Raw genomic sequence first — 25,011 nt, forward strand, 5'->3', positions numbered from 1 at the left:
CGAAACCCATACCGCCTTCCGTTCGTCCTGAGTAGCCATTGAGCTTGTCGAATGGCGTATCGAAGAACAGGCGTCATGCGCTCCAACTGTCCTGCGATACGGGTCTTCGACTTCGCTCAGCCCCTACTCAGGACGAACGGTTTGATCCTTGCACCTATTGATCCAACTGCCTGTCAGCACTCCACCACGTTGACGGCGAGACCGCCCAGGCTGGTTTCCTTGTATTTGGAACGCATGTCCTCGCCGGTCTGGCGCATCGTCTCAATCGCCTGGTCGAGGCTGACGATGTGCGTGCCGTCCCCGTCGAGCGCGAGATAGGCGGCGTTGATCGCCTTCACCGCGCCCATCGCGTTGCGCTCGATGCAGGGCACCTGGACCAGCCCGCCGATCGGATCGCAGGTGAGGCCGAGATTATGCTCGATGCCGATCTCCGCGGCATTCTCGATCTGGGCGTTGGTGGCGCCGAGCACCGCCGCGAGGCCGGCGGCGGCCATCGAGCAAGCCACGCCGACCTCGCCCTGGCAGCCCATCTCCGCCGCCGAGATGGAGGCGCGGGTCTTGTAGAGCATGCCGATCGCCGCCGCGGTCGAGAGGAAGATGCGAATGCCCTCGCGCGTCGCCGGGCCCTCGAACGTCTCGTAATAGCGGATCACCGCGGGGATGATGCCCGCGGCCCCATTGGTCGGCGCGGTGACCACGCGACCGCCGGCCGCATTCTCCTCGTTCACGGCCAGCGCCCAGAGACTAACCCATTGGATGGTATGCGACGGAGCGCCGCGTTCCGAGCGGGAGATCAGTGCTTCGTGCAGCCCCTTGGCGCGGCGACGCACGTTGAGGCCGCCCGGCAATATGCCACCCTTCACCATGCCGCGATCGATGCAGGCGCGCATCGCATCGGCGACGCCGTCGAGCAGCGCGTCGGTCTCGGCCGCGGTGCGCCAGGCAGTGTCGTTGCGGCGAACCAGCTCGCTGATCGAGATATGCTCTGCCTCGGCCGCCAGCAGCAGCTCGTCACCCGACGTGAAGGGATGGCGCACCGCGACATTGCCAAGCTCCGGCCGCTCCCCGCCGCGCCGGATCGTGCCGCCGCCGACCGAATAATAGCGCAGCGTCTGCGACGTTCCGTCGGGGAACCAGGCAGTCAGATCGAGAGCATTGGGATGTTCCGGCTCGAAGCGTTCGGGATGGAAATCGATCCCGCCCTTGCCGTCCAGCGCCACCGGATAGCCGCCCTCTCCGCCTCCTCGCCCGAGCGGCAGCGCATTGTCCGCGCGGAACCCGGCGACCAGCGCCGCCGCCGTTTCCGGATCGACCGTTTCCGGCTCCCAGCCGGCCAGGCCGAGCAGGACCGCGACGTCGGTGCCGTGGCCGATGCCGGTCAGCGCAAGCGAACCATAGAGGCTGCAGCCGACCCTGGTCGCGCGCTCCGGCAACGCCAGGATGGTCCGCGCGAAATCCGCCGCCGCGCGCATCGGCCCGACCGTGTGCGAGCTGGAGGGGCCGATGCCGATGGTGAACATCTCGGCGATGCTGATCGGGCGAAAGCGCGGGTCCGGAAAAGTCGAGGTCGCGAGAGGTGAGGTCACCGAGGCATGCTCCTGTCAGGCGCTGTGCGCGCCGTTGCATGCCCCCTCTGTCCCTTTGCCTGAGATCGCTATCCCGTCGGCGGGTGCCGTGGCACCACTCTCCAGAGTGTCTGTGTCGCGCGGTCCTTTTGCCTGAGAGTTTCCGGGGCGGTTGCTCCTTCGGCGCCGGCCAAAGCCGATCTCTCCCGTGCGACGACCGATAGGTGAGCGAGTGCCCGCGCCAAGTCAATCGCCACGCTGGTCAGGATGCCCAGGCAGCGCGGGATTCCGTGGCGGGCGCTTCCCATCCGTCGACCAGGGACTGGATGAGCGCCCGGTCGTCCGGCGTCGCCGGGTTGTAGACGATCAGGCTGAGGTCCGGCCGGCCGTCCACCGCGAAGGCGGAATATTCCAGGGCGATCAGGCCGACCTGGGGATGGCGCAGATGCTTGGTCCCGTCGCCATAGGTCCGCACTTCATTGTCCTGCCACATCGAGGCGAATTCCGGGCTCGACCGGCAGAGTTCCTCGACCAGCGGCGCGACCTCGGCATCGGCGCCAGCGCGTGCGGCGTCGATCCGGAAGGAACTCACGACGAAACGGGCGACCGATTCCCATTGCGGCTGCGCCGCGCGGACGCGATCGTCGCAGAAGATCAGGCGCAGGATATTGCGCTGGCCGGGCGGGATCGAACCATAATTGGTGAGCACGACCGCCGCGGCGCGGTTCCAGGCGACGACGTCCCAGGTCGCGGTGCGCACGATGGCGGGACTGCAGGTCAGCACGTCGAGCAGCCGCTGCAAGCGCGGCGTAATCGAATCGCTACCACGATACTGGGCCGCGGGCGGGCGACCGAGACCGAGCAGGAACAGATGCTCGCGCTCGACCTCGGTCAGGGTCAATGCCGTCGCGATGCGGTCGAGCACTTCGGCCGAAGCTTTTCCGCCGCGCCCCTGTTCGAGCCAGGTGTACCAGGTCGGGCTGATATTGGCGCGCTGCGCCACTTCCTCGCGGCGCAACCCCGCGGTCCGCCGCCGCCCGGCGAACCCGAACGAGGCGGGATCGAGCCTGGTGCGCCGGTTCCGGAGATAGGTGCCGAGCATATTGTCGTCGGACATCGTGGCGCATCCAGTTAGTGTTTATACCAGGATAATGTCACTACTTTACCTGCATAAGAGCGATCACGACAATAGACGGGTCGAAATGCTGGAGATGAGCAGATGCGCGTATTTGTAACGGGTGCCACCGGCTGGGTCGGGTCGGCGGTGGTCGAGGAACTGGTTAGTGCCGGCCATCAGGTGACGGGACTGGCCCGGTCCGCGGAAAAGGCAGCGACGCTCGCCGCGGCCGGCGCCGAAATCGTGTCCGGGACGCTCGACGACCTCGATATTCTGCGCGGCGGCGCGGCGGCGGCGGACGGCGTGATCCACACCGCGTTCAACCATGATTTCTCCCGGTTTGCCGAGAATGCGCGGCAGGACCAGCTGGCGATCGAGACATTGGGCAGCGCGCTGATGGGGTCGGACCGGCCGTTGCTCGTCACCTCGGGCTTTGCGTTGCTCGCGCCGGGCCGGGTCGCGACCGAGGCGGATCTGCCCGCGTCGCACCCCTCCTACCCGCGCCGGTCCGAGGCCGCCGCGATAGCTCTGGCGGCGCGCGGCGTGCGGGCCGCCTCCATCCGGCTGGCGCCGTCGGTGCACGGCACTGGCGACCACGGCTTCATCCCGTTCCTGATCGGCCTGGCCCGCGAGAAAGGCGTGTCCGCCTATATCGGCGACGGGGCGAACCGTTGGCCTGGGGTACACCGGCTCGACGCCGCGCGCCTCTACCGGCTGGCGCTCGAACAGGGCGCCACCGAGGCCGCCTATCACGCGACCGGCGACGAAGGAGTCGCGTTCAGGGACATCGCCGCGGTGATCGGGCGGCGGCTCGGCGTGCCGGTCGAATCGCGTACACCGGAGCATTTCGGCTGGTTCGCCGATTTCGCCGGGGCCGATATTCCGGCATCGAGCGCGCGCACGCGGTCATTGCTCGGCTGGGAGCCGACCGGCCCGGATCTGCTGAGCGATATCGACCAGCCCGGCTATTATGCTGCCTGATCCGGCATCGTCAGCTTGAACGCCTGACAGGCCTCGGCGAATTCGGGGAGCGCTTCGCACCGCGCGGCGTGCTCCCCCAGGGCGACCCAGCCATCCATGACGAACTGATCGGCCAGCGCCTCGCTGACGAAGCGGTGCATCGTGCCGAGCAGGACGTCGGCATGGCTCATCGTCTCGCCGAGCAGCCATGGGTCCTTCGCCGCCGCGCGCTCGCGTTCGAGCAGGTCGAGCGTGTCGATCACCTGGGCACGGCAGCGTTCGACCCACATCTTGTGCCCGTCGCGAAAGGCACGCTCATAGACCAGGCTGACCGCCTTTTCCGCGACGCCGGCGGCGAAGGCGCAGGTACGGAGCAAGGCACGGCGATCGTCGCCGCGGCGGGTGAGGAAGGCGCGTTCGGGGCCGACCATCTCGTCGAGCGCATCGACGATCGCGCCGCTGTCGGTCAGCGCGACGCCGTCCTCATAGACCAGGGTCGGCACGCGCCGCAGCGGGTTGTAGCGCGCGATCTCCTCGACATCGCCGAACGCCGACAGCGGCGCGTGGCGATAGGGCAGATCATAGAGCTTCAACGTCACCGCGACGCGGCGGACGAAGGGCGAATCATATTGTCCGATCAGCAACATGGTCCGCCCTTCCCGTCCTTTTACCAGACCTTCACGCGCGCACTGGGTTCCAGATACAGCTTCTGGCCCGGCTGCACGTCGAATGCCTTGTACCACGCATCGAGGTTGCGAATGGTCTGCGCACGGAAACGGCCCGGCGAATGGCCGTCGGTCGCGACCTGCTGACGCGTGGACTTCTCGCGAGTCTTCTCGCGCCAGCTCTGGGCGAAGGCGAGCATGAAGCGCTGATCGCCGGTCAGCCCGTCGATCACCGGCGCTTCCTTGCCGCCGAGCGAGGCACGGTACGCCTCGTACGCCGCGGTCAGGCCAGCAACGTCGGCGATATTCTCGCCCAGCGTCTGTTCGCCGCTGAGGTGAAGGCCTGGCAGCGCCTCATAGGCGTCATACTGCTTGGCAAGCGCCGCGCTCTGCTCCTTGAAATGCGCGAAGTCGGCCGGGGTCCACCAGTTGCGCAGTTTGCCGCTCGAATCGAACTCGGCGCCGGTGTTGTCGAAGCTGTGGCTGATCTCGTGCCCGATGACCGCGCCGATCGAACCATAGTTCGCAGCCGCGTCCGCCTTGGGATCGTAGAACGGCGCCTCAAGGATCGCCGCCGGGAAGTTGAGCGCATTCTGCAGCGGCAGATTGACCGCGTTGACCGTCTGCGGCGTCATCCACCATTCGCCCTTGTCCGGCGCCTTGCCGATCTTGCCGAGCTGATGCCGGTATTCCGCGAGGCGCGCACGCTGCAGATTGCCGAGCGGATCGTCCGCCTTGATCTCCAGCGACCCGTAATTGCGCCAGCTCTCGGGATAGCCGACGCCGACGCGCATCGTCTCGATCTTCTTGCGCGCTTCGGCCTTGGTCGCAGGCGCCATCCAGGTCAGATTCTCGACGCGCTTGTCGAAGGCGGCGAGGATGTTCTTCACCATGTTCTGGATGTCGGTCTTGGACGAGGCCGGGAAGAATTTCGCGACATAGATCTGGCCGACCGCGTCGCCCAGGCTGTTGTTCACGGCGGCGATCGCCCGCTTGTCACGCGGCCGCGCCTGCTGCGTGCCGCTCAGCGTCTTGCCATAGAAGTCGAACGAGGCGTCGTCGAAGGCCTTGGGCAGCACCGGCGTGACGGTGTTGATGTGGTGGAAGGCCATCCAGTCCTGCCACGCTTCCAGCGGCTCGCTCGCCACCAGGGCGGAGAGCTTCGCGGTGGGGGCGGGATGCCAGACGATGAAGTCCTGCTGGCCCGAAAGGCCCGCCGCACCAAAAAAGGCGTTCCAGTCCAGGCCCGGCGCCTTCTTCGCGAAGTCCGCCTGTTTCCACGGGTTGTTCGCCTTATGGACGTCCTGGCTCTCGATATAGCCGGCATGCGCCGTGGCGATCTTTGTCTCGAGCGCCATCACACGGTCGGCGCGCGCGGCGGGATCGCTCAGGCCGGCCAGGGTGAAGACCTTGGTAACATAGGCCTTATAGGCGGTGCGGACCTGCGCCATGTCGGGCTTGGCCGAGACATAATAGTCGCGCTCGGGCAGACCGATGCCGCCCTGAAGCAGATACGGCACGGTCTGGCCCGGATTGTCGAGCGCCTGGGTGACGAACAGGCCGAACAGATGCTCGGTCTTGAAATTGGTCGCGTTGAGCGGATCGACATCGGCGCGAAGATCGGCGCCGAGGGCCTTGGCCAGGGCGGTCTTGTCCGCAATGGCGGCGATCGCGTCCAGCTCGGGCTTGATCGGGGCGAGGCCGCGCTTCTCGATGCCGGCGGTGTCGAGATAGGCATTGTAGAAATCGGCGATCCTGCGCTGGTCGGTGCCGGCGGCGGCATTGGCCTTGGCGGCTTCCGCGATCAGCTGCGCGTTACGGCCTTCGGCGATGTTGAACACCTGAAGGAAGATGCCGGTGCTTGACCGATCGGCCGGGATCTCGGTCTTGGCGCGCCAGCCGCCATTGGCATATTCGTCGAAATCGTCGCCGGGTTTGACGGCCTTGTCGAGCCCCGCCACGTCGACGCCGATCGCGGTGCCGGCAACAGGCGTGGTCGCGCTCTGGGTGCAGGCAGTGGTGGCGAGCAGGGCAGCGAGAAAAATCGTTGAACGCTTCATGTGATAGACCTCTCCAAGGTGTATGGCGCGGGGGATACACCCGTGTTTTCGGTTACACCAGATACCAACGCCGCCGCTTCCTCGCGCCGCCGCACAGAGACTTATGCCGCGAGCGTCGCTTCCCATTCGCGCGATCGCTGTCTAGTCAGGGGCCAAGATGAGGATGAAATCATGAGCGCGCCGGCTCTCGACACCAAGCTATCGCCGGAGAGCGAGACCTTCCGCGCCAACGCAGCGCATAACCGGGCATTGGCGGAGCGACTCCGTGCCGACGTCGCGCGGACGGCGCTTGGCGGGTCCGAGAAAAGTCGCGAACGGCACGCGTCGCGCGGCAAACTGCTCCCACGCGACCGGGTGGAGCGGTTGCTCGATCCGGGATCGCCCTTGCTCGAGATCGGGCAGCTCGTCGCGAACGGGCTGTATGACGACGAGGTGCCGGGGGCCGGCGTGATCGCGGGCATCGGCCGGGTCTCCGGCCGGCAGGTGATGATCCTGTGCAACGATGCCACGGTGAAGGGCGGGACCTATTATCCGCTGACGGTGAAGAAGCATCTGCGCGCGCAGGAGATCGCCGAGGCAAACCGCCTGCCCTGCATCTATCTGGTCGATTCGGGCGGCGCCAACCTGCCGTACCAGGCGGAGGTGTTCCCCGACCGCGACCATTTCGGGCGGATCTTCTTCAACCAGGCGACCATGTCGGCCAAGGGCATTCCGCAGATCGCCTGCGTAATGGGCAGCTGCACCGCGGGCGGCGCCTATGTGCCGGCGATGTCCGACGAGACGGTGATCGTGCGCAACCAGGGCACGATCTTCCTCGCCGGCCCGCCGCTGGTGAAGGCGGCGACGGGCGAAGTGATCTCGGCCGAAGAGCTGGGCGGCGCGGAGACGCATGGCCGCAAGTCCGGCGTGGTCGACCATGTCGCCGAGAATGACGAGCATGCGCTGACCATCGTGCGCGACATCGTCTCCACGCTGCCCGAGAACCGGAAACCCGACATCGCGCTGGTGGAACCCCGGGCGCCGAAGTTCGATGCGGAGGAGCTGTACGGGATCATCCCGTCCGATGTCCGTGCACCCTATGACGTGCACGAGGTGATCGCGCGGCTGGTCGACGCGTCCGAGTTTCACGAGTTCAAGGCGCTCTATGGATCGAGCCTGGTGTGCGGTTTTGCGCATATCTGGGGCATGCCGGTCGCGATCCTCGCCAATAACGGCGTGCTCTTCTCGGAGAGCGCGGTGAAGGGCGCGCATTTCATCGAGCTGGCGTGCCAGCGGCGCATTCCGTTGCTGTTCCTGCAGAATATCTCTGGCTTCATGGTCGGTGGCCGCTACGAAGCTGAGGGCATCGCCAAGCATGGAGCCAAGCTCGTCACCGCGGTGGCGACGGCGAGCGTGCCCAAGATCACCGTGCTGATCGGCGGCAGCTTCGGCGCAGGCAATTACGGCATGTGCGGCCGGGCCTATTCGCCGCGGTTCCTGTTCAGCTGGCCCAACAGCCGGATCAGCGTGATGGGCGGCGAGCAGGCGGCCTCGGTCCTGGCGACGGTGCACCGCGATGCGGAGAGCTGGACCGAGGAAGAGGCCGAGGCGTTCAAGGCGCCGATCCGCCAGAAATATGAGGACGAGGGCAATCCCTGGCACGCGACGGCGCGGCTGTGGGACGACGGCATCATCGATCCGGCGCAGACGCGCGATGTGCTTGGTCTGGCTTTTGCGGCGACGTTGAATGCGCCCATTCCGGAAAAGGCGTCGTTCGGCGTGTTCAGGATGTAAGCGATGGAATTCGAGCTCGAGGACGGCCTGGTATTCCCAAGGCCCAATGCCGCGACGCTGGATGCGCAACTGCGTATCCTCGCACCGGACAGCAGGAACAGCTTCGCGATCCTGACCCTGTCGGATGGCGATTACATGCAGACCGCCTGCGAGGGCGATGGCTACGTCATCGAACGGCAATCGCAGGATCCGGTTCACCATTTCCGGGCGGTCAGGCCAGCGGGTGGCACGCTGTTCACGATCGACGAAGTGATCGCGGCCTTTGCCGCCTTTGCGTACGAACCGGCTCATCCGCTCTTCCTCGTCTGGGAATCGATGGACGATGAGCTCGGAATATCATCGTGACCGTCGAGACGACGCCTTTCCATGGAGTCCTGTGAATGTCCCTGATGCTTGCGCTTCTCGCCCAGGTCACGCCGATGCAGCCGATGCCGAAGGGCACCGGCCTGCCGCCCCCCGGCACTGACGAGGGCGCGGTGATGGCGCCGATCAACGCATTGTTCGCCGGGCTGGCCGCACGCGATTCCGCGGCGATCCTGGCCCAGCTTCGTAGCGAGGGCGGCGCGACCGTGGCCAATGAAGCGCCGAACGGCACACGCACCGTCCGCCATATGAGCTGGGCGGAGTTCGCCGCCGGGGTCAAACCCGGCCCGGAGAAATATGAGGAGCGCATCAGCAACCCAGCGATCGAGATCGACGGCGACATCGCGATGGTCTGGGCGCCCTATATTTTCCTGATCGACGGCAAGGCGCATCATTGCGGCGTCGACCATTTCGATCTGGTCCGCGAAGCCGGCGCCTGGAAGATCGTCAACATCACCTGGACCGCGCGCGCCACGGGTTGCGAGGGCTGATCTTGCTGAAATCCCTTCTCATCGCCAATCGCGGCGAGATCGCCTGCCGGATCATCCGCACCGCGCGGGCGATGGGCGTGCGCACCGTCGCGGTCTATTCGGATGCCGATGCCAAGGCGCTGCATGTGCGTCAGGCCGATGAGGCCGTGCATATCGGCCCCTCCCCGGCGCGCGAGAGCTATCTGGTCGGCGAGAAGATAATCGCCGCTGCGAAGCACACCGGGGCCGAGGCGATCCATCCGGGCTATGGCTTCCTGTCGGAGAATGCCGACTTCGCGCAGGCGGTGATCGATGCCGGCATTATCTGGGTCGGGCCCAAGCCCGATAGCATCCGCGCCATGGGGCTGAAGGATGCCGCCAAGGAGCGGATGATCGCGGCGGGCGTGCCCGTGACGCCGGGCTATCTCGGCGAGGACCAGTCGCCGGAGCGGCTCGCGGCGGAGGCTGCGGCGGTTGGCTATCCCGTGCTGATCAAGGCGGTTGCGGGCGGTGGCGGCAAGGGCATGCGCCGCGTCGAAGCGCCGGAGAATTTCGCCGACGCGCTGCTGTCCTGCCAGCGCGAGGCAGCATCGTCCTTCGGCAACACACAGGTGCTGATCGAGAAATACATCCTCTCGCCGCGGCACATCGAGGTGCAGGTGTTCGGCGATGCCCAAGGCAATGTCGTCCATCTGTTCGAGCGCGACTGCTCACTGCAACGCCGCCACCAGAAAGTGATCGAGGAAGCCCCTGCCCCCGGCATGGACGAGGTGACGCGCGAGGCGATCTGTGCCGCAGCGGTGAAGGCGGCCAAGGCAGTCGACTATGTCGGCGCCGGCACGATCGAGTTCATCGCCGACGCCAGTGAAGGCCTGCGCGCCGACCGCATCTGGTTCATGGAGATGAACACGCGGCTGCAGGTCGAGCATCCGGTGACCGAGGAGATCACCGGGCAGGATCTGGTCGAGTGGCAGTTGCGGGTGGCGAGCGGGGAGCCGCTGCCGAAGCGGCAGGAGGAGCTGGCTATTGATGGCTGGGCGATGGAGGCGCGGCTTTATGCCGAGGATCCACGGAACGGGTTCCTGCCCTCCATCGGCGAGCTCGAATCATTCAAATTCATGACGCCGTGGGAAGACCAATGGACCACACGAAAGGACATGGGATATGATTGGGGCGACGTCGTTTCTCCTTTCTACGACCCCATGCTCGGCAAGCTGATCGAGCATCGTGAAAGCCGGGAGGAAGCGGCGCGGGAACTGGCATCCACCTGCGAAACCGCGCAGATCAGTCCGGTGCGGACTAACTTGGCCTTTGTCGCCCGTGCTCTCGATCATCCTGATTTTCTGGCCGGCAAGATCGACACCGGCTTTATCGATCGACATCTCGCGGAACTCGCGACGCCTGAACTTCCCGTCGAGACCATGGCAGCAGAAGCTGCCTATGACCTAGGTGAACTCGACACGAAAGGGCAGGATCCCTGGAACAATCTCGGCTTCAGGCTCAATGCCGAGCGCCGTGCACCCGTTCGGGTGGTGGACGAATTTGGCGTCGTTCATGAGAGCAACCTAGTCGAGCGGTTCACTTCGCAAGCCTTGTCGATCATCGGCCAGAGCCTGATGAATACCGATTATGCCGGCCCGGGTTTACATTTTGGCGGGTTCGAACGGGACGGGACCGCGGTCAGCTTTGCTGACGGCGAACATCGCAGCTTCCGCCTTTACGAACCACGCGGAACCGCCGTCGGCGCATCTTCTGACGGCACCATCCTCTCCCCCATGCCCGGCCGCATCATCGCGGTCGAAGTCGCAGCAGGCGCCACCGTCACCAAGGGCCAGAAGCTGCTCACCCTCGAAGCGATGAAGATGGAGCACAGCCTCGTTGCGCCGTTCGACGGAACGGTGGCGGAGCTTGGCGCGGAGACCGGCGGACAGGTGAGCGAGGGTGCGGTGCTCGCCCGGATCGAGCGGGCCGCATGAGCATCATCTTCCGCCCAGCGACCGCCGATGATCTGCCCGCGATCGTCGCGCTGCTCGACGATGACGAGCAGAGCAAGGGGCGCGAGGATGCGAGCCTGCCGCTCGATCCGCGCTATCTCGCCGCGTTCGAGGCGATCGTCGCCGATCCGAACCAGATGCAGGTCGTCGCCGACCTCGACGGCGCGGTGGTCGGCACGATGCAATTGAGCTTCCTGCCAGGCATCGCCTTTCGCGGCGGCTGGCGCGGGCAGATCGAGGCAGTGCGGATCGCGAGCAGCCTGCGCGGCCAGGGACTCGGCAAGCAGATGATCGAATGGGCGGTTGCGCTGTTCCGCGAGCGCGGCTGCCATATGGCGCAGCTCACCTCCATGTCGACGCGGACCGATGCGCATCGCTTTTACGAGCAAATGGGCTGGAACAAGAGCCATGCCGGGTTCAAGCTGAAGCTCTGAAAAACAAACCAGGGGATGGATATGGCCGACGGCTTCGATTTCACCGGCAAGACCGTGATGGTGTTCGGCGGGACCAGCGGGATCAACCTGGGCATTGCCAAATCCTTTGCCCGGCGCGGGGCGACGCTCGCCGTTGCCAGCCGCAGCCAGGACAAGGTCGATGCCGCGGTGGCGGCGCTGTCGGAGAACACGCCGGCGCTCGGCTATAGCCTCGACGTGCGCGACTATGATGCGGTGAAGGCGGCGATCGACGATTTCCGCGCGCAACGCGGCACGATCGACGTGCTGGTGTCGGGCGCGGCCGGCAATTTCCCCGTCGCGGCGGCGATGCTCAGTTCGAACGGGTTCAAGGCCGTTACCGAGATCGACACGCTCGGCACCTTCCATGTCATGCGCGCCGCGTACGAGCATCTGACCAAGCCCGGCGCGAGCATCATCAACATTTCGGCGCCCCAGGCGTTCATCGCCACGCCGTTCCAGGTCCATGTCTGCGCAGCCAAGGCCGGGGTCGACATGATCACCAAGACGCTGGCGATCGAATGGGGGCCGGAAGGCGTGCGGGTCAATTCGGTCTCGCCCGGGCCGATCGCCGGGACCGAAGGCATGGAGCGGCTGGCGCCGACGCCCGAGGCCAAGGCGAAGTCGGCCCGGTCGGTGCCGCTGGGGCGGATGGGCACGGTCGACGATGTCGCCGATGTCTGCCTGTTCCTCGCCTCGGACTATGCGCGCTATGTCTCGGGCGTGGTGCTGCCGGCCGATGGCGGCTGGACCGCGGGACGGACCCTGGGAGGCATGAGCTGATGGCCGGCAGATTCTATGACGAATGGCAGGTCGGCGACCGGATCAATCACGAGATTCGGCGCACCGTGACCGAGACCGACAATCTGCTGATGTCGACGCTGACCCATAATCCGCAGCCGCTGCACCTCGATGCCGAATATGCCGGCGCGACCGAGTTCGGGCGGATCGTCGTCAATGGCACCTTCACCTTCTCGCTGATGGTCGGGGTGTCGGTGGGCGACACGACGCTCGGCACGCTGGTGGCGAACCTGGGTTACGATAAGCTGGTGATGCCCAAGCCGGTGTTCATTGGCGATACGCTGCGCTGCGAGACCGAGGTGGTCGAGTTGCGCGAGAGCAAGTCGCGCGCCGATGCCGGACTGGTGACGTTCCGCCACCGCATGATCAACCAGCGCGACGAAGAGGTGTGCTCGTGTCTCAGGACCGCGCTGATGCGGAAGAAGCCGGCCTGAGATTTCCCTGTTTCTGCACCAATAACAGGGAATTAACAGGGAATTTCGTTTTTTCCGGCCGCCGACTCGACCGTTTTCACCAAATCGTCCAGCATTCACAATGTGTTGATCGAAATTCCCTGTTATGCCGGAACAGCGAATTTTGCCGAGCGGAACAGGGAAATGCGCGCCCGAAGGGCAAATCCGGTTATACAGCGACGAGAAGGAGCGAGGGTGGAGCCATACAACTCCACCCCGCACGATCATTACCCCTTTCACGCCGGATTTGAATCGATCCGCCCCGGCGCTGGAACAGCCATCGCGGCGCTGTCGTTGTGGGATAACTCCGACCTAATCCATGTTGGCCTCGCACGACCTTCGAGCGGGGATCGCCCTCCCATCTCTCTTCTGTTATCCGCCTCGCCCTTCCGGCCGTCGCGGAAAGGCAGCGCGAGCAGATGCGTCCGATCGTTGACTTTCGACGCAAATACACAGACAAATTGATACACGGGGGCGGAACAACCGGCCTGCGGAAATACGATCATCGGGAGAGGGGCCGCGTGCGCCTGCTTCCGCAAAGAATGGACGCCATCGCGAGGGGGCCTGAAGATGAAACCGTTTTACGGCGTGAGTGCCGCATTGCTGCTTTGCGCGGCGAACGCAGCCGGTGCCCAAGTGACGACGAACGCACCGCCGCCAGTTGCCGGCGCACTGCCGGTCGCGATTGAACGCATCAAGGTCCATTCAGCGGCGATCATGGGCAACCTGGAAGGCGAAACCGCCGACCGGGACGTCATCGTGGTGCTGCCGCCCAGTTACGCGAAGAACCCGCGGCGTCGCTATCCCGTGGTCTATGCCCTTCACGGCTATTCGATCGGTGCCGACCAGTGGACCAGGGAAATCCATGTTCCGCAGACGATCGAGGGCGGCTTCGCCAAGGGCGCGAAGGACATGATCCTGGTCTTTCCCGACAGCAAGACCATTCACAACGGCTCGATGTATTCCAGCTCGAGGACGACCGGCGACTTCGAGACCTTCGTGGCGCGCGATCTGGTCGCTTATGTCGATGGCCATTACCGGACGCTGGCGAAGCGGGAGAGCCGTGGGCTGGCGGGCCATTCGATGGGCGGATACGGCACCAGCCGGATCGGCATGAAGCATCCGGAGGTGTTCGGCGCGCTCTATATGATGAGCCCATGTTGCCTGTCGGCGCGCCAGGGCGGCCAGTTCAACGCGGAGGCGGCAGCGGCACTTGCGGCCGTGAAGGTGCCGGCGGATTCGGCCAAGCTGCCATTCGGGCTGAGAGCGCAGCTGGCGAGCGCCGCGGCATGGTCGCCCAACCCGAAGAACCCGCCGCTCTATCTCGACCTGCCGGTGAAGGACGGCGTGGCCCAGCCCGACGTGCTCGCGCGATGGGCGGCCAACGCACCGCTGGCCTTTGTCGACCAATATATCGGCAACCTGCGGCAATATCGCGCGATCTCGATCGATGTCGGAGACAAAGACGGGCTGAAGGTCGATGCCGAGAAGCTGCACACTGTGCTCGACAGCTATGGCATCGCCAACGGCTTCGACATCTATCCCGGCGACCACACCAACAATGTCGCCATCAGGTTCCAGGATCAGGTGATCCCGTTCTTCAGCCGCAATCTCGTCTTCGAAAAGGGTCGCTGATGACGCCGACACAAAGCCAGGGAGCAATTCCTGGAGCAAAACTTAGTTAGCTGGAATCGTCTCTCCCCGTTCGCCCTGAGCTTGTCGAAGGGCTGTTCTTTCTTCCGAGGAAGAGGAGAGCAGGGCCTCGACAGGCTCAGCCCGAACGGTGGGGATTAATCCAGCCCGAGAGCGCTTTAGCGCAGCCGAACGACGACCGACCATCAGAGGGAGACTATCATGAAGCCTGGTTTCGCAGCCGCCATTATATTGACCTTTGCGGGCTCTGCCCTGCCAGCCCATGCCCAGGATTTCGATCCGATGGCGATGGCCGACACCAATGCCGACGGCAAGGTGAGCCTGGCCGAGGCGACCGCCTTTTCGGCACAGGGGTGGACGTTCGTCGATCAATCGAATGCGGGCAAGATCAAGAAGGAGACGCTGCCGGACTTCATGCAGCCCTCCTTCGCGAGCGCGCAGGTGGACGCAGAGGGCTATGTCACCAAGGATGCGTTCCTGGCGGCTGTGCCCGATCGTTTCAAGGCGGCCGATGCGAACGCGGACGGCTCGCTCAGCGATGCCGAGCTGCGCGCTTTTCTCGGCATGCCATGATCGGCGCGACCTCCAGCGACAGGCGGCGAGAAGCTGAACCCTTTATACGGTGAAGCTCTCGCCACACCCGCATTCGCCCTTGGCGTTGGGGTTCTGGAACACGAAGCCGGCCGCGAAATCATCCTCGATCCAGTTCATGGTCGATCCGATCAGGTACAGGATCGAGGCGCCATCGACGAACAAGGTGCCGCCGGGCGTATCGATGCGCTCGTCGAACGGCTTGGCCTCGGTCACATAGTCGACCGAATAAGCGAGGCCCGAGCAGCCGCGCCTGGGCGTCGACAGCTTCACGCCGATCGCGCCTTCGGGGGCCTTGCCCATCAGCTCCGCGATCCGCGCCTCGGCGGTCGGGGTCAGGATCAATGCAGCAGGCCGTTGCCTCAACGTCGTCGCCATCTTCTTTCCTTGTTCCTCCCCTCCCGCTTGCGGGAGGGGACCGAGGGGTGGGCGCCCGGCTTCAACAAACGAGCCGCTTGCGGTGAGCGGGAGCCCACCCCCGACCCCTCCCGCAAGCGGGAGGGGAGTTAATTACAGCATTCCCAACTCTAACTTGGCGTCGTCCGACATCTTCTGCGGATCCCATGGCGGATCCCAGACGAGATTGACGTCAGCGGTACCGACGCCCGGCACCGAACCGACGCGCAGCTCGACTTCGGCGGGCATGGATTCGGCGACCGGGCAATGCGGCGTGGTGAGCGTCATCGTCACCACCGCATGGCCTTCATCCGTGACCTCGACGCCGTAGATCAAGCCGAGATCATAGATGTTCACCGGGATTTCCGGATCGTAGATTTCCTTGAGCGCCTCGACGACGGCCTCATACAGCGCGCCGCCCGGCTCGCCCGAAGGTTGAGCCTGCGGCTTCTGGGAAAGGAAACCCTCCAGATAGTCGCGCTTGCGCTCGAACGTCTCCGTCACCCCGCCATCGACGCGCGCCCTGGGCGGCGCCTCGACCGAGTCCACTTCTTCAACCACAATCTTGCGTTCTTCGTTCATCGAAGATCCCTACCCGAAAATTCTCGTTACCCGTTCGATACCGCGCACCAGAGCGTCCACATCCGCCGCGCCGTTATAGACGCCGAAGCTTGCCCGCGCCGTTGCCGGAATGCCCAGGGCCTCCATCAAGGGCTGCGCGCAATGGTGCCCCGCGCGGATCGCGACCCGTTCCTCGTCCAAGATGGTGCCGATGTCGTGCGGATGCACCCCCTCGATCGAGAAACTGACGATGCCCGCAGAATCCTCGGGGCCGTAGAGCGTCACCGAATTGATCTGCGACAGCGCCTCGCGCGTCTTCGCCACCAGCGCCGTTTCGTGTGCGTGGATCGCGGCGAGCCCGATGCGTTCGACATAGTCGATCGCCGCATGCAGGCCGAGTGCGCCGACGATATGCGGCGTGCCCGCCTCGAACCGCCCCGGCGGCGGCGCGTAGGTGGTCTTCGCGAAAGTGACGCGATCGATCATCGAGCCGCCGCCCTGCCAGGGCGGCATCGCGTCGAGCAGCTCGGGCCGCGCCCACAGCACGCCGATGCCGGTCGGACCGTAGAGCTTATGGCCGGAAAAGACGTAGAAGTCGCAGTCGAGCGCGGCGACGTCCACTGCAAGGCGCGGCACCGCCTGGCAGCCGTCGAGCAGGATTTTCGCGCCGACCGAATGGGCGATATCGGCGGCGCGCCGGGCATCGAGCACCGAGCCCAGCACGTTCGAGACATGGGCGAGCGCGACCAGCTTGTGCGCGGGCGTGATCATCGCGGCCATCGCATCGAGATCGATGCGGTGGTCGGCGGTCAGCGGGATGACGTCGATCACGGCGCCGACGCGTTCCGCCGCCATCTGCCAGGGCACGATGTTGGAATGATGCTCGAGCGTGGAGAGCAGGATGCGGTCGCCCGGCTTCAACTGCTCGCGTGCCCAGCACTCGGCCACGAGGTTGATGCCCTCGGTCGCGCCGCGCACGAAGACGATCTCGTCCGCGCTGCCGGCGCCGATGAAGCGGGCGACCTTCTTGCGCGCTGCCTCATAGGCGAGCGTCATGTCGGCCGAGCGCTGGTACACGCCGCGGTGGACCGTGGCATAGGTCTCCGCATAGCCGCGGGTGATCGCGTCGATCACCGGTTGCGGCTTCTGCGCCGTGGCCGCGGTGTCGAGATAGGCCCAGCCCGCGGGGATCGCCGGAAAATCGGCGAGCACGTCGAGGGGGCTCGTATTCCCTCTCCTATCGGGAGAGGGAGGGAGGAGCGAAGCGACGGAAGGGTGAGGGTGACTAGCCATTCCGATCGCCCTCACCCTTCCCACGCCTTCGGCGCGGGCCCCTTCCCTCTCCCGCTGGGAGAGGGAGAGAAGAATGCCGAAGATTGCTCACAGCATCCGCTCCAGCGCGGCCTGCGCCGCAGCCTCGACCGCCTCGCGCTCGCCGGCATCCGCGACGCCGTCGAACACCGATCCGATGAACGCCCGCAACAGCAATGCCTTGGCCTCGGCCGGGGCGATGCCGCGGCTGGCGAGGTAGAACAGCGCCGTCGCGTCGAGCTCGCCGACGGTCGCGCCGTGCGCGCATTTCACGTCGTCGGCGTAGATTTCCAGCTCGGGCTTGGCATTGGCGGTGGCGGTGCGGGTCAGCAGCATCGCCTTGACCGACTGGCTGGCATCGGTCTTTTGCGCGTGGCGCGCGACGGCGACCTTGCCGAGATAGCTGCCCGTCGCCCGCCCGCCGAGCACCGAGCGCACGACCTGGTTGCTGGTCGCATTCGGCTCGATGTGGCGCATGGTCGTGACGATCTCGAGCGTCTGCTCGCCGCCGCCGAGGATCGCCCCGCCCAGCTCGAAATGCGCGCCGTCGTGCAGGGTCACGTCGATCGCGATGCGGCCGAGCTTGCCGCCGGTGTTGAGCACATGAAAGGTCGCGCGGGCGCCGGCGTCGAGGGTGACGGTATAGTCGCGGATCGCGACGGCATCGGTTGGAGCATCCTGCACGATGAGGCGGGTGATTTCCTCGCCGGCGGGGACGTGGATCGTCTCCGGTCCGTCAATCGGCCACATGGTGGCGACCGCGTCGAGGTCGCTGTAGCGCCAGGCTTCGTCGCGGCGTGTGGGGATGGCAAGCGTAGCCACACTCATTTCCCGTCACCCCGGACTTGTTCCGGGGTCCATGCTTCCGCAGATGCGCCGCCGGTTGGCGCCCGCGCCATATCAGCCTGCAGCGCCTGAGGCTCGATGGATGCCGGAACAAGTCCGGCATGACGGAAGCTGCCAGATGTCACGCCGCCAGCGCTCCGTAACCTTCGCGCTCGAGTTCGTGCGCCAGGTCGGGTCCGCCGGAGCGCACGATCCGGCCATCGGCCAGGACATGCACGAAATCGGGCTGAACATAGTCGAGCAGCCGCTGGTAATGGGTGATCAGCAGCACGGCCTTGTCGGGCGCGCGCATGATGCGGTTGATGCCGTCGCCGACGACGCGGAGCGCGTCGATGTCGAGGCCACTATCCGTCTCGTCGAGGATCGCCAGCTTCGGGCCGATGATGCCCATCTGGACCATCTCGTTGCGCTTCTTCTCGCCGCCCGAGAAACCGACATTGACCGGGCGCTTGAGCATGTCCTGGTCCATTGACAGCAGGTCGGCCTGGGCGCGGGCCAGCTTGAGGAATTCGCCGCCTGAGAGCGGCGCCTCGCCGCGGCCCTTGCGCTGCGCGTTGAGCGCCTCGCGCAGGAACTGCACGTTGGACACGCCGGGGATTTCGACCGGGTACTGGAAGCCGAGGAACAGGCCGGCGGCGGCACGCTCGTGCGGGGCCATCGCCAGCAGGTCCTCGCCCGCGAAAGTGACGGTGCCCGAGGTGACCTCGTACCCGGGCCGTCCGCCGAGAACGTAGCCGAGCGTCGACTTGCCGGCGCCGTTCGGGCCCATAATCGCGTGGACTTCGCCCGCATTCACGCCGAGCGAGAGGCCTTTGAGGATTTCCTTGCCGTCGATCTCGGCGTGGAGGTTTTCGATCTTGAGCATAGTTAAATCAGCTTACCTTCAAATCGCACCGACAATCGGGCTTCACTGCCCGTCACCCCGGACTTGTTCCGGGGTCCATTTCTCCACCCGCACTGCCACCGCCTGGGGCACGATGGATGCCGGAACAAGTCCGGCATGACGGTAGCGGATGATCACCCCACGCTCCCCTCGAGCGAGATCCCCAGCAGCTTCTGCGCCTCGACCGCGAATTCCATCGGGAGCTGCTGCAGCACCTCGCGCGCGAAGCCGTTGACGATCAGCGCCACTGCCGCCTCGGCATCGAGGCCGCGCTGCATCGCGTAGAACATCTGGTCTTCGCTGATCTTCGAGGTGGTCGCCTCATGCTCGATCTGGGCGGAGGGATTGCGGACCTCGATATAGGGCACGGTGTGGGCGCCGCACTGGTCACTCAGCAACAGGCTGTCGCACTGGGTGAAGTTGCGCACGCCCTCGGCGGTCGGGGCGACGCGGACCAGGCCGCGATAGGTGTTGTCGCTATGGCCGGCGCTGATGCCCTTCGACACGATGGTCGAGCGGCTGCCCTTGCCGAGATGGATCATCTTGGTGCCGGTATCGGCCTGCTGGCGGTTGTTGGTGACGGCGACCGAATAGAATTCGCCGACGCTGTTCTCGCCCGCGAGAACGCAGCTGGGGTATTTCCAGGTGATCGCGCTGCCGGTCTCGACCTGAGTCCAGCTGACCTTGGAGTTCCGGCCCTGGCAGAGCGCGCGCTTGGTGACGAAATTATAGATACCGCCCTTGCCTTCGGCATCGCCGGGGTACCAGTTCTGCACGGTCGAATATTTGATCTCGGCGTCGTCGAGCGCGACCAGTTCGACCACGGCGGCGTGGAGCTGGTTCTCGTCGCGCATCGGGGCGGTGCAGCCTTCGAGGTACGAGACGTACGAGCCCTTGTCGGCGACGATCAGCGTGCGTTCGAACTGGCCGGTATTCTCCGCATTGATGCGGAAATAGGTCGACAGCTCCATCGGGCAGCGCACGCCCTCCGGGACGTAGACGAAGGTGCCGTCGGAAAAGACCGCGCAGTTGAGCGCCGCGAAATAGTTGTCATGCTGCGGCACGACCTTGCCGAGCCATTTGCGCACGAGATCGGGATATTCCTTGATCGCTTCGCTGATCGACCGGAAGATCACGCCCGCGGCTTCGAGCTCCTTGCGGAAGGTCGTCGCGACCGAGACGCTGTCGAACACCGCGTCGACCGCGACCTTGCGCGCGCCCTCGACCCCGGCGAGCATCTTCTGCTCCTCGATCGGGATACCGAGCTTTTCATAGACGCGCAGGATCTCGGGATCGACTTCGTCCAGGCTGCCGATCTTGGGCTTGGCCTTGGGCTCGGCGTAATAATAGGCGTCCTGATAGTCGATCGGGGGAATGTTGAGCTTGGCCCAGTCGGGCGGCGTCATCGTCAGCCACAGGCGATAGGCCTTCAAGCGCCAGTCGAGCATCCATTCGGGCTCGTTCTTCTTGGCCGAGATGAAGCGGACGGTGTCCTCGCTCAGGCCCTTGGGCGCGAATTCCTGTTCGATGTCCGAATGGAAACCCCATTCGTATGTCTTGTTCGCGGCGGCATGCGCCTCTGCGTTCCTGGTGGCCATTATGCCGGCACCTGCTGCGACAGGCTGGCGAGCGACACGCCCGCGAGCGCGCCCTTCACCGCTCCGTTGACGGCGTTCCAGTGCGGCTTCACCCGGCAATTCTCCTCGATGCAGCAATCATGGCTGCCATTTTCGACACAGGACGTCATCGCGATCGGCCCTTCGATCGCCTCGACGATATCGGCGAGGCTGATCGCGGCGGCCGGACGCGCGAGGCGGAAGCCCCCGCCGGTGCCGCGCGCGCTCTCGATCAGGCCGGCCGCGGACAGGCGGCTGACCAGCTTCTGCACCGTCGGCAGCGGCAGGCCGGTTTCCTCGGCGAGCAGGGTCGCGTTGAGCCGCGCCGCGCCGCCGCAATGGCGGGCCGCGGCGGACATCATCACGACCGCATAGTCTGCAAGGCTGGAAAGGCGCATCTGGTCCAATCGGATTGATTCGTTCCGATTGGGCATGTGGGGGTGTGAGGCGCCGGGGTCAACCTTGTTTTCGTTCCTCCCCATCGCAGTTGGGGAGGGGGACCATCCGAAGGATGGTGGAGGGGGATTGGAGCGCGGCAACGCAACCTCGCTCCAATCCCCCTCCACCATTCGCTAAAGAAGCGAATGGTCCCCCTCCCCAAGCGAGCTTGGGGAGGAAGTGATTACGTGTCGCTGACCAGCGGGCTTACCTGGCCGCCAAGGGCGACGCGCTGGCTGATGGTCAGTTGCGACAACAGGCTCGGTTCCGCCTTGATCTGGCGCGGGGTGTGGCCGGTGAACTGCTTCACTTCGCGGATCAGGTGCGATTGATCGTAGAAGCCGCGGGCGATCAAGTCGTCGACCGACTGGCTTTCCGAAACCAACGCCACCGCCGCGCGGAGCGCGCGATATTTGCGGGCGAGCAGCTTGGGCGGCGCGCCGTACAGCGCCTTGCACTTGCGCTCGACCTGGCGGCGCGAGAGCTTCGTCGCGGCAACCAGATCCTCCATGTCGGGCGAGGGGCTGCCCGCCAGCCAGGTGTCGACATGGCGGACGAAGGTCGTCGCGCTGCGATCGCACCCGCGCAGCAGCTCGCGGATCAATTGTTCGCCGATCGCCACCCGGGCCGGGATATCGGGTGCCGCGCGCAAGGCATTGGCGGCGGCGCGCAGGCGCGGCGCCCCGAACAGATCGGTCGCGTCGATCACGCGGTTGAGCATGCTCGACGCGTCGTTGCCGATCAACGCGGCCCAGCCGGTCGCGGTCACGCCCATGCCGAGCACCCAGACGGGGCCGACACAGCGGACCCCCATCGCGCCGCTGGTCGGGCCGACGACATGGATCTCGGTCGCGTCCTGCTGCGTGCCGTCCGGGAAAGTGTAGTCCGAAGCGCCTGGGGACAGGCGGAAGCGGATCTGCGCATGATCCGCGCGCTCGGTGTCCTCGAACAGTGGAACATCCGCGCGGAAGTGATAGAAAAGGGTGATGTATTCGGCCAAGTCGGCAGCCGGGACCGCGTAGTCGAGCTGGATGTCCGGCAATGTACGCGCCCCTGTTTTGTACAGAAACGACATTACCCGGGTCCGACACCAATGAAAAGAGGCCCGGCCGGTAAACCGGCCGGGCCCAAGTGAAAGAGACCCCCGTTGGGAGCTCTTCGGGTCGCAAGCGCGTTAGACCAGCGTGCGGTTTGACTGTATTGGATGAAAGCGCCAATTCGGACATATTCGTCGCAGCTTCGTCGCAGCCGGTTTTTGACCCGCGGGCCCGGCGATGCCAAAGCGCCCCGATGATGTTCCCCCTGCTCCGCCCCGCCCTTTTCAGCATCGAAGCCGAGCGCGCGCACGGCCTGACGATCGCCATGCTCGAGGCATGGGCTCGGGCGGGGACGCCGCTGGCGGCCGGACCGGGCGATTCGAGCCTTCGCATCACGGTGGCCGGTCTTGATTTCGCCAACCCGATCGGCCTTGCCGCCGGCGTCGACAAGGACGGCCGGGCGATCGACGGATTTTTCGGCCTGGGGTTCGGCGCGGTGGAGATCGGCACGCTGACGCCAGTACCGCAGACGGGCAACCCGCGCCCGCGCCTGTTCCGCCTGGTCGAGGACCGGGCGGTGATCAACCGCATGGGCTTCAACAATGGCGGGCTGGAAGCGGCCCTGCCCCGCGCGGTCCGGGCCAAGCGACGCGGCGTGCTCGGCATCAACGTCGGCGCGAACAAGGACGCGGCGGACCGGATCGCCGACTATCGGAACGGCGTGGAGAAAGCCGCGCAGATCGCCGACTATGTCACGATCAACATCAGCTCCCCCAACACGCCGGGCCTGCGCGAGCTGCAGCACGGCGCGGCACTGGCCGAGCTGCTCGCCGCGGCTGACGAGGCGCGGCGCCTGCCGATCCAGCGGCCGCCCTTGTTCCTGAAGGTCGCGCCCGACCTGGAGCCTGCCGCGATCGACGAGATCGCGCGCGCGGCGATCACGCACCATATCGACGGGCTGATCGTCAGCAACACGACCATTTCCCGTCCCGGGCTGCGATCCGTCCATGCGGCGGAGACGGGCGGCCTGTCGGGCGCGCCGCTCGCCGCGCTCGCACGGCAGCGGCTGGGCGATTTCCGCAAGGCGACCGGCGGCACGCTGCCGCTGATCTCGGTCGGCGGGATCGGCAATGCGGAGGAAGCCTATGCCCGTATCCGCGCGGGGGCGAGCCTGGTCCAGCTCTATACCGCGCTGGTCTATGAGGGCCCCGGCCTGCCGCGCCGGATCGCGCACGGCCTGGCCGGCCTGCTGAAGCGGGATGGGCATGATCATGTCGCGGATGCCGTCGGGGCCGGTTGACGTAGCGATAGTCACCGCTACCACGGAGCCATGAAGAAGCTCCTGCTCGCGCTTGCCATCCTCGTCTATTCCCCCGTCGCCTCCGCCCAGGGCGTGGTCACCTCCGCCGATCCGCGCGCGACCGAAGCCGGGCGGCAGATTTTGCGCGAAGGCGGCAGCGCGGCCGATGCCGCGATGGCGATGATGCTGGCGCTGACCGTGGTCGAGCCGCAATCGAGCGGCATCGGCGGCGGCGGCTTCCTGGTTCATCACGACGGCAAGACCGGCAAGATGGACACGATCGACGGCCGCGAAAAAGCGCCGGCCGCCGCAACGCCGCAGCGATTCCTCGGCGCGGACGGCAAGCCGATGCCGTTCGGCCAGGCGTTCCAGGGCGGCAAGTCTGTCGGCGTGCCGGGCAATATCCGGCTGGCCGCGCTGACTCACCAGAAATGGGGCAAGCTGCCATGGAAGGCGCTGTTCGCCCCCGCGATCAAGCTGGCCGAGGACGGCTATCAGGTCAGCAAGCCGCTGAACGACCGCATCGCCGGCATGGCGCGCATCTGGGACCGCTTCCCGGAAATCGCGAAGCAATACACGGTCGACGGCCAGGTGCCCGTAGTGGGCGCGACGATGAAGAACCCGGCGCTCGCCGCGATCCTGCGCAGGATCGCCGATGAAGGGCCCGAAGCGTTCTATGCCGGCGACAACGCGAAGGCGATCGTCGCCGCCGCGACCGGCACCTCCGTCAATAGCAGCGACATCACCCTTGCCGACCTGACCGCCTATCAAGCCAAGGAGCAGCCGCCCGTCTGCGGTTTCTACCGGACGTACAGGATCTGCGGCATGGGCCCGCCCTCCTCAGGCGCGGTGACGGTGCTCGAGATCCTCGGCATGCTGAAGCGTTTCGACCTGAAGAAGATGGGGCCGAACTCGCCGGTCGCCTGGCATCTGATCGGCGAGGCGATGGAACTCGCTTATGCCGACCGCGAGAAATATCTGGGCGATACCGATTTCGTGCAGGTGCCGGTGAAGGGCATGATCGATCCGGCCTATCTCGCCCGGCGATCCATGCTGATCTCCACCACCGCGACCCTGCCGGCCTATGAAGCGGGCACGCCGCCGGGCGCGCAGGCGCGGACCGCGGCGGTGCAGAACGAGATCCACGGCACCACCCATTTCATCGCGATCGACAAGGCCGGCGACATCGTCGGCATGACATCGACCGTGGAGGGGCCGTTCGGCAGCCAGCTGATGGCGAACGGCTATGTGCTCAACAACGAACTGACCGACTTTACCTTCGCGCCGGAGAAGGAAGGCGCGCCCGTCGCCAACCGGGTCGAGGGCGGCAAGCGCCCGCTGTCGTCGATGGCGCCGACCATCGTCTATGACGCCAAGGGCAAGCCGGTGTTCACCGTCGGCGCGGCCGGCGGCAAGACGATCATCATGCAGGTCGCGAAGGCGCTGATCGCCCATCTCGACTGGGGCATGAGCGCGCAGGAGTCGATCGGCCAGGGACTGATCTATTTCAGCGGCCGGACGTTGATCCTCGAAAAGGGCACGTCGCTCGAGCCGATGAAGGAGCCGCTGGAGAGACTGGGCCATCAGGTCGTGATATCCAGCCTCGGCCTCAAGGCGAATGCGGCGGAACGCACGGCCAGGGGCTGGGTCGGCGCGGCGGACCCAAGGAGTGTCGGAACAGCACTGAGCGACCTGCCCTGAAAACCT

At 65.7% G+C, this 25,011-nt stretch carries 24 protein-coding genes and 2 riboswitches; of the genes, 12 read left to right on the plus strand and 12 right to left on the minus strand.

Annotation, left to right across the window (positions count from 1 at the left end):
- Positions 1-173: 173 nt before the first annotated feature.
- Both AC1DX5_RS12170 and AC1DX5_RS12175 read right to left on the minus strand, forming a co-directional pair.
- On the minus strand, positions 174-1,586 hold the full coding sequence (locus AC1DX5_RS12170) for an L-serine ammonia-lyase (RefSeq protein WP_478015665.1): 1,413 nt from the start codon (positions 1,584-1,586) through the stop codon (positions 174-176).
- Between the two features lie 43 nt (positions 1,587-1,629).
- A riboswitch (glycine riboswitch) is annotated at positions 1,630-1,695 on the minus strand.
- A gap of 1 nt (position 1,696) precedes the next feature.
- A riboswitch (glycine riboswitch) is annotated at positions 1,697-1,784 on the minus strand.
- Between the two features lie 43 nt (positions 1,785-1,827).
- A complete protein-coding gene (locus AC1DX5_RS12175) occupies positions 1,828-2,682 on the minus strand; it encodes a helix-turn-helix transcriptional regulator (RefSeq protein WP_478015667.1) in 855 nt (284 codons plus the stop codon).
- A gap of 102 nt (positions 2,683-2,784) precedes the next feature.
- Between AC1DX5_RS12175 and AC1DX5_RS12180 the strand changes: the two genes are divergently transcribed.
- A complete protein-coding gene (locus tag AC1DX5_RS12180) occupies positions 2,785-3,663 on the plus strand; it encodes an SDR family oxidoreductase (RefSeq protein ID WP_478015669.1) in 879 nt (292 codons plus the stop codon).
- On the opposite strand, the gene AC1DX5_RS12185 is transcribed toward AC1DX5_RS12180, so the two are convergent.
- The gene (locus AC1DX5_RS12185) at positions 3,651-4,289 is read right to left on the minus strand and encodes a glutathione S-transferase family protein (RefSeq protein ID WP_478015670.1); all 639 of its coding nucleotides are present in this window, start codon (positions 4,287-4,289) and stop codon (positions 3,651-3,653) included. The genes AC1DX5_RS12180 and AC1DX5_RS12185 overlap by 13 nt on opposite strands.
- A gap of 20 nt (positions 4,290-4,309) precedes the next feature.
- A complete protein-coding gene (locus AC1DX5_RS12190; RefSeq protein ID WP_478015671.1) occupies positions 4,310-6,367 on the minus strand; it encodes a M13 family metallopeptidase in 2,058 nt (685 codons plus the stop codon).
- Positions 6,368-6,538: 171 nt separating this feature from the next.
- Here AC1DX5_RS12190 and AC1DX5_RS12195 point away from each other — a divergent pair, with 171 nt between their 5' ends.
- The 9 genes from AC1DX5_RS12195 (at position 6,539) to AC1DX5_RS12235 (ending at position 14,898) form a co-directional block, all read left to right on the plus strand.
- The gene (locus AC1DX5_RS12195; protein ID WP_478015673.1) at positions 6,539-8,140 is read left to right on the plus strand and encodes a carboxyl transferase domain-containing protein; all 1,602 of its coding nucleotides are present in this window, start codon (positions 6,539-6,541) and stop codon (positions 8,138-8,140) included.
- A gap of 3 nt (positions 8,141-8,143) precedes the next feature.
- Positions 8,144-8,485 carry a hypothetical protein gene (locus tag AC1DX5_RS12200; protein WP_465176082.1) on the plus strand — a complete coding sequence of 114 codons (342 nt, stop codon included), beginning with the start codon at positions 8,144-8,146 and terminating at the stop codon, positions 8,483-8,485.
- 35 nt (positions 8,486-8,520) lie between these two features.
- A complete protein-coding gene (locus tag AC1DX5_RS12205) occupies positions 8,521-8,994 on the plus strand; it encodes a nuclear transport factor 2 family protein (protein WP_465172420.1) in 474 nt (157 codons plus the stop codon).
- A gap of 2 nt (positions 8,995-8,996) precedes the next feature.
- Complete coding sequence (locus AC1DX5_RS12210; RefSeq protein WP_478015675.1) at positions 8,997-10,949, plus strand: acetyl/propionyl/methylcrotonyl-CoA carboxylase subunit alpha; 1,953 nt, start codon at positions 8,997-8,999, stop codon at positions 10,947-10,949.
- A complete protein-coding gene (locus tag AC1DX5_RS12215) occupies positions 10,946-11,401 on the plus strand; it encodes an N-acetyltransferase family protein (RefSeq protein ID WP_465172418.1) in 456 nt (151 codons plus the stop codon). The genes AC1DX5_RS12210 and AC1DX5_RS12215 overlap by 4 nt, the downstream gene beginning before the upstream one ends.
- Positions 11,402-11,422: 21 nt before the next feature.
- Positions 11,423-12,202 carry an SDR family oxidoreductase gene (locus AC1DX5_RS12220; protein WP_465172417.1) on the plus strand — a complete coding sequence of 260 codons (780 nt, stop codon included), beginning with the start codon at positions 11,423-11,425 and terminating at the stop codon, positions 12,200-12,202.
- Positions 12,202-12,654, plus strand: a complete 453-nt coding sequence (locus AC1DX5_RS12225; protein ID WP_465172416.1) for a MaoC family dehydratase — start codon at positions 12,202-12,204, stop codon at positions 12,652-12,654. The genes AC1DX5_RS12220 and AC1DX5_RS12225 overlap by 1 nt, the downstream gene beginning before the upstream one ends.
- Before the next feature lie 588 nt (positions 12,655-13,242).
- Positions 13,243-14,307, plus strand: a complete 1,065-nt coding sequence (locus tag AC1DX5_RS12230) for an alpha/beta hydrolase (protein ID WP_465172415.1) — start codon at positions 13,243-13,245, stop codon at positions 14,305-14,307.
- A 219-nt stretch (positions 14,308-14,526) separates the two neighbouring features.
- On the plus strand, positions 14,527-14,898 hold the full coding sequence (locus AC1DX5_RS12235; RefSeq protein ID WP_465176078.1) for a hypothetical protein: 372 nt from the start codon (positions 14,527-14,529) through the stop codon (positions 14,896-14,898).
- Positions 14,899-14,940: 42 nt separating this feature from the next.
- Here AC1DX5_RS12235 and AC1DX5_RS12240 read toward each other — a convergent pair whose 3' ends face one another.
- The 8 genes from AC1DX5_RS12240 to AC1DX5_RS12275 all read right to left on the minus strand — a co-directional run bounded on the left by AC1DX5_RS12240 (position 14,941) and on the right by AC1DX5_RS12275 (position 22,042).
- Positions 14,941-15,294 carry a HesB/IscA family protein gene (locus AC1DX5_RS12240; RefSeq protein ID WP_478015677.1) on the minus strand — a complete coding sequence of 118 codons (354 nt, stop codon included), beginning with the start codon at positions 15,292-15,294 and terminating at the stop codon, positions 14,941-14,943.
- A gap of 132 nt (positions 15,295-15,426) precedes the next feature.
- Positions 15,427-15,894: an SUF system Fe-S cluster assembly protein gene (locus tag AC1DX5_RS12245; RefSeq protein WP_478015679.1), complete on the minus strand. Its 468-nt coding sequence runs from the start codon at positions 15,892-15,894 to the stop codon at positions 15,427-15,429.
- A 9-nt stretch (positions 15,895-15,903) separates the two neighbouring features.
- The gene (locus AC1DX5_RS12250; protein WP_465176076.1) at positions 15,904-17,085 is read right to left on the minus strand and encodes an aminotransferase class V-fold PLP-dependent enzyme; all 1,182 of its coding nucleotides are present in this window, start codon (positions 17,083-17,085) and stop codon (positions 15,904-15,906) included.
- A 168-nt stretch (positions 17,086-17,253) separates the two neighbouring features.
- Positions 17,254-18,006: a SufD family Fe-S cluster assembly protein gene (locus AC1DX5_RS12255; protein ID WP_465176075.1), complete on the minus strand. Its 753-nt coding sequence runs from the start codon at positions 18,004-18,006 to the stop codon at positions 17,254-17,256.
- 145 nt (positions 18,007-18,151) lie between these two features.
- Entirely contained in the window at positions 18,152-18,895 is a 744-nt protein-coding gene (gene sufC / locus AC1DX5_RS12260) for a Fe-S cluster assembly ATPase SufC (RefSeq protein ID WP_478015681.1), read from the minus strand.
- Positions 18,896-19,047: 152 nt separating this feature from the next.
- Entirely contained in the window at positions 19,048-20,511 is a 1,464-nt protein-coding gene (gene sufB, locus AC1DX5_RS12265; protein ID WP_478015683.1) for a Fe-S cluster assembly protein SufB, read from the minus strand.
- A complete protein-coding gene (locus AC1DX5_RS12270; protein ID WP_465172407.1) occupies positions 20,511-20,927 on the minus strand; it encodes an SUF system Fe-S cluster assembly regulator in 417 nt (138 codons plus the stop codon). Before AC1DX5_RS12270 ends, sufB begins: the two co-directional genes overlap by 1 nt.
- 224 nt (positions 20,928-21,151) lie before the next feature.
- Positions 21,152-22,042, minus strand: a complete 891-nt coding sequence (locus tag AC1DX5_RS12275; RefSeq protein WP_478015685.1) for a helix-turn-helix domain-containing protein — start codon at positions 22,040-22,042, stop codon at positions 21,152-21,154.
- Positions 22,043-22,257: 215 nt separating this feature from the next.
- Here AC1DX5_RS12275 and AC1DX5_RS12280 point away from each other — a divergent pair, with 215 nt between their 5' ends.
- Together AC1DX5_RS12280 and ggt are read left to right on the plus strand one after the other, a co-directional pair.
- Positions 22,258-23,304, plus strand: a complete 1,047-nt coding sequence (locus AC1DX5_RS12280) for a quinone-dependent dihydroorotate dehydrogenase (RefSeq protein WP_478015686.1) — start codon at positions 22,258-22,260, stop codon at positions 23,302-23,304.
- 30 nt (positions 23,305-23,334) lie between these two features.
- Positions 23,335-25,005: a gamma-glutamyltransferase gene (gene ggt, locus AC1DX5_RS12285; protein ID WP_478015688.1), complete on the plus strand. Its 1,671-nt coding sequence runs from the start codon at positions 23,335-23,337 to the stop codon at positions 25,003-25,005.
- The last annotated feature ends 6 nt before the right edge of the window (positions 25,006-25,011 follow it).

The organism is Sphingomonas sp. P2_B6, from assembly GCF_056404755.1.

Coding starts and splice junctions, on each gene's coding strand:
- AC1DX5_RS12175 (WP_478015667.1), bottom strand. CDS start 2,682: ATGTCCGACGACAATATGCTCGGCACCTATCTCCGGAACCGGCGCACC.
- AC1DX5_RS12180 (WP_478015669.1), top strand. CDS start 2,785: ATGCGCGTATTTGTAACGGGTGCCACCGGCTGGGTCGGGTCGGCGGTG.
- AC1DX5_RS12185 (WP_478015670.1), bottom strand. CDS start 4,289: ATGTTGCTGATCGGACAATATGATTCGCCCTTCGTCCGCCGCGTCGCG.
- AC1DX5_RS12190 (WP_478015671.1), bottom strand. CDS start 6,367: ATGAAGCGTTCAACGATTTTTCTCGCTGCCCTGCTCGCCACCACTGCC.
- AC1DX5_RS12195 (WP_478015673.1), top strand. CDS start 6,539: ATGAGCGCGCCGGCTCTCGACACCAAGCTATCGCCGGAGAGCGAGACC.
- AC1DX5_RS12200 (WP_465176082.1), top strand. CDS start 8,144: ATGGAATTCGAGCTCGAGGACGGCCTGGTATTCCCAAGGCCCAATGCC.
- AC1DX5_RS12205 (WP_465172420.1), top strand. CDS start 8,521: ATGTCCCTGATGCTTGCGCTTCTCGCCCAGGTCACGCCGATGCAGCCG.
- AC1DX5_RS12215 (WP_465172418.1), top strand. CDS start 10,946: ATGAGCATCATCTTCCGCCCAGCGACCGCCGATGATCTGCCCGCGATC.
- AC1DX5_RS12220 (WP_465172417.1), top strand. CDS start 11,423: ATGGCCGACGGCTTCGATTTCACCGGCAAGACCGTGATGGTGTTCGGC.
- AC1DX5_RS12225 (WP_465172416.1), top strand. CDS start 12,202: ATGGCCGGCAGATTCTATGACGAATGGCAGGTCGGCGACCGGATCAAT.
- AC1DX5_RS12230 (WP_465172415.1), top strand. CDS start 13,243: ATGAAACCGTTTTACGGCGTGAGTGCCGCATTGCTGCTTTGCGCGGCG.
- AC1DX5_RS12235 (WP_465176078.1), top strand. CDS start 14,527: ATGAAGCCTGGTTTCGCAGCCGCCATTATATTGACCTTTGCGGGCTCT.
- AC1DX5_RS12240 (WP_478015677.1), bottom strand. CDS start 15,294: ATGGCGACGACGTTGAGGCAACGGCCTGCTGCATTGATCCTGACCCCG.
- AC1DX5_RS12245 (WP_478015679.1), bottom strand. CDS start 15,894: ATGAACGAAGAACGCAAGATTGTGGTTGAAGAAGTGGACTCGGTCGAG.
- sufC (WP_478015681.1), bottom strand. CDS start 18,895: ATGCTCAAGATCGAAAACCTCCACGCCGAGATCGACGGCAAGGAAATC.
- sufB (WP_478015683.1), bottom strand. CDS start 20,511: ATGGCCACCAGGAACGCAGAGGCGCATGCCGCCGCGAACAAGACATAC.
- AC1DX5_RS12270 (WP_465172407.1), bottom strand. CDS start 20,927: ATGCGCCTTTCCAGCCTTGCAGACTATGCGGTCGTGATGATGTCCGCC.
- AC1DX5_RS12275 (WP_478015685.1), bottom strand. CDS start 22,042: ATGTCGTTTCTGTACAAAACAGGGGCGCGTACATTGCCGGACATCCAG.
- AC1DX5_RS12280 (WP_478015686.1), top strand. CDS start 22,258: ATGATGTTCCCCCTGCTCCGCCCCGCCCTTTTCAGCATCGAAGCCGAG.
- ggt (WP_478015688.1), top strand. CDS start 23,335: ATGAAGAAGCTCCTGCTCGCGCTTGCCATCCTCGTCTATTCCCCCGTC.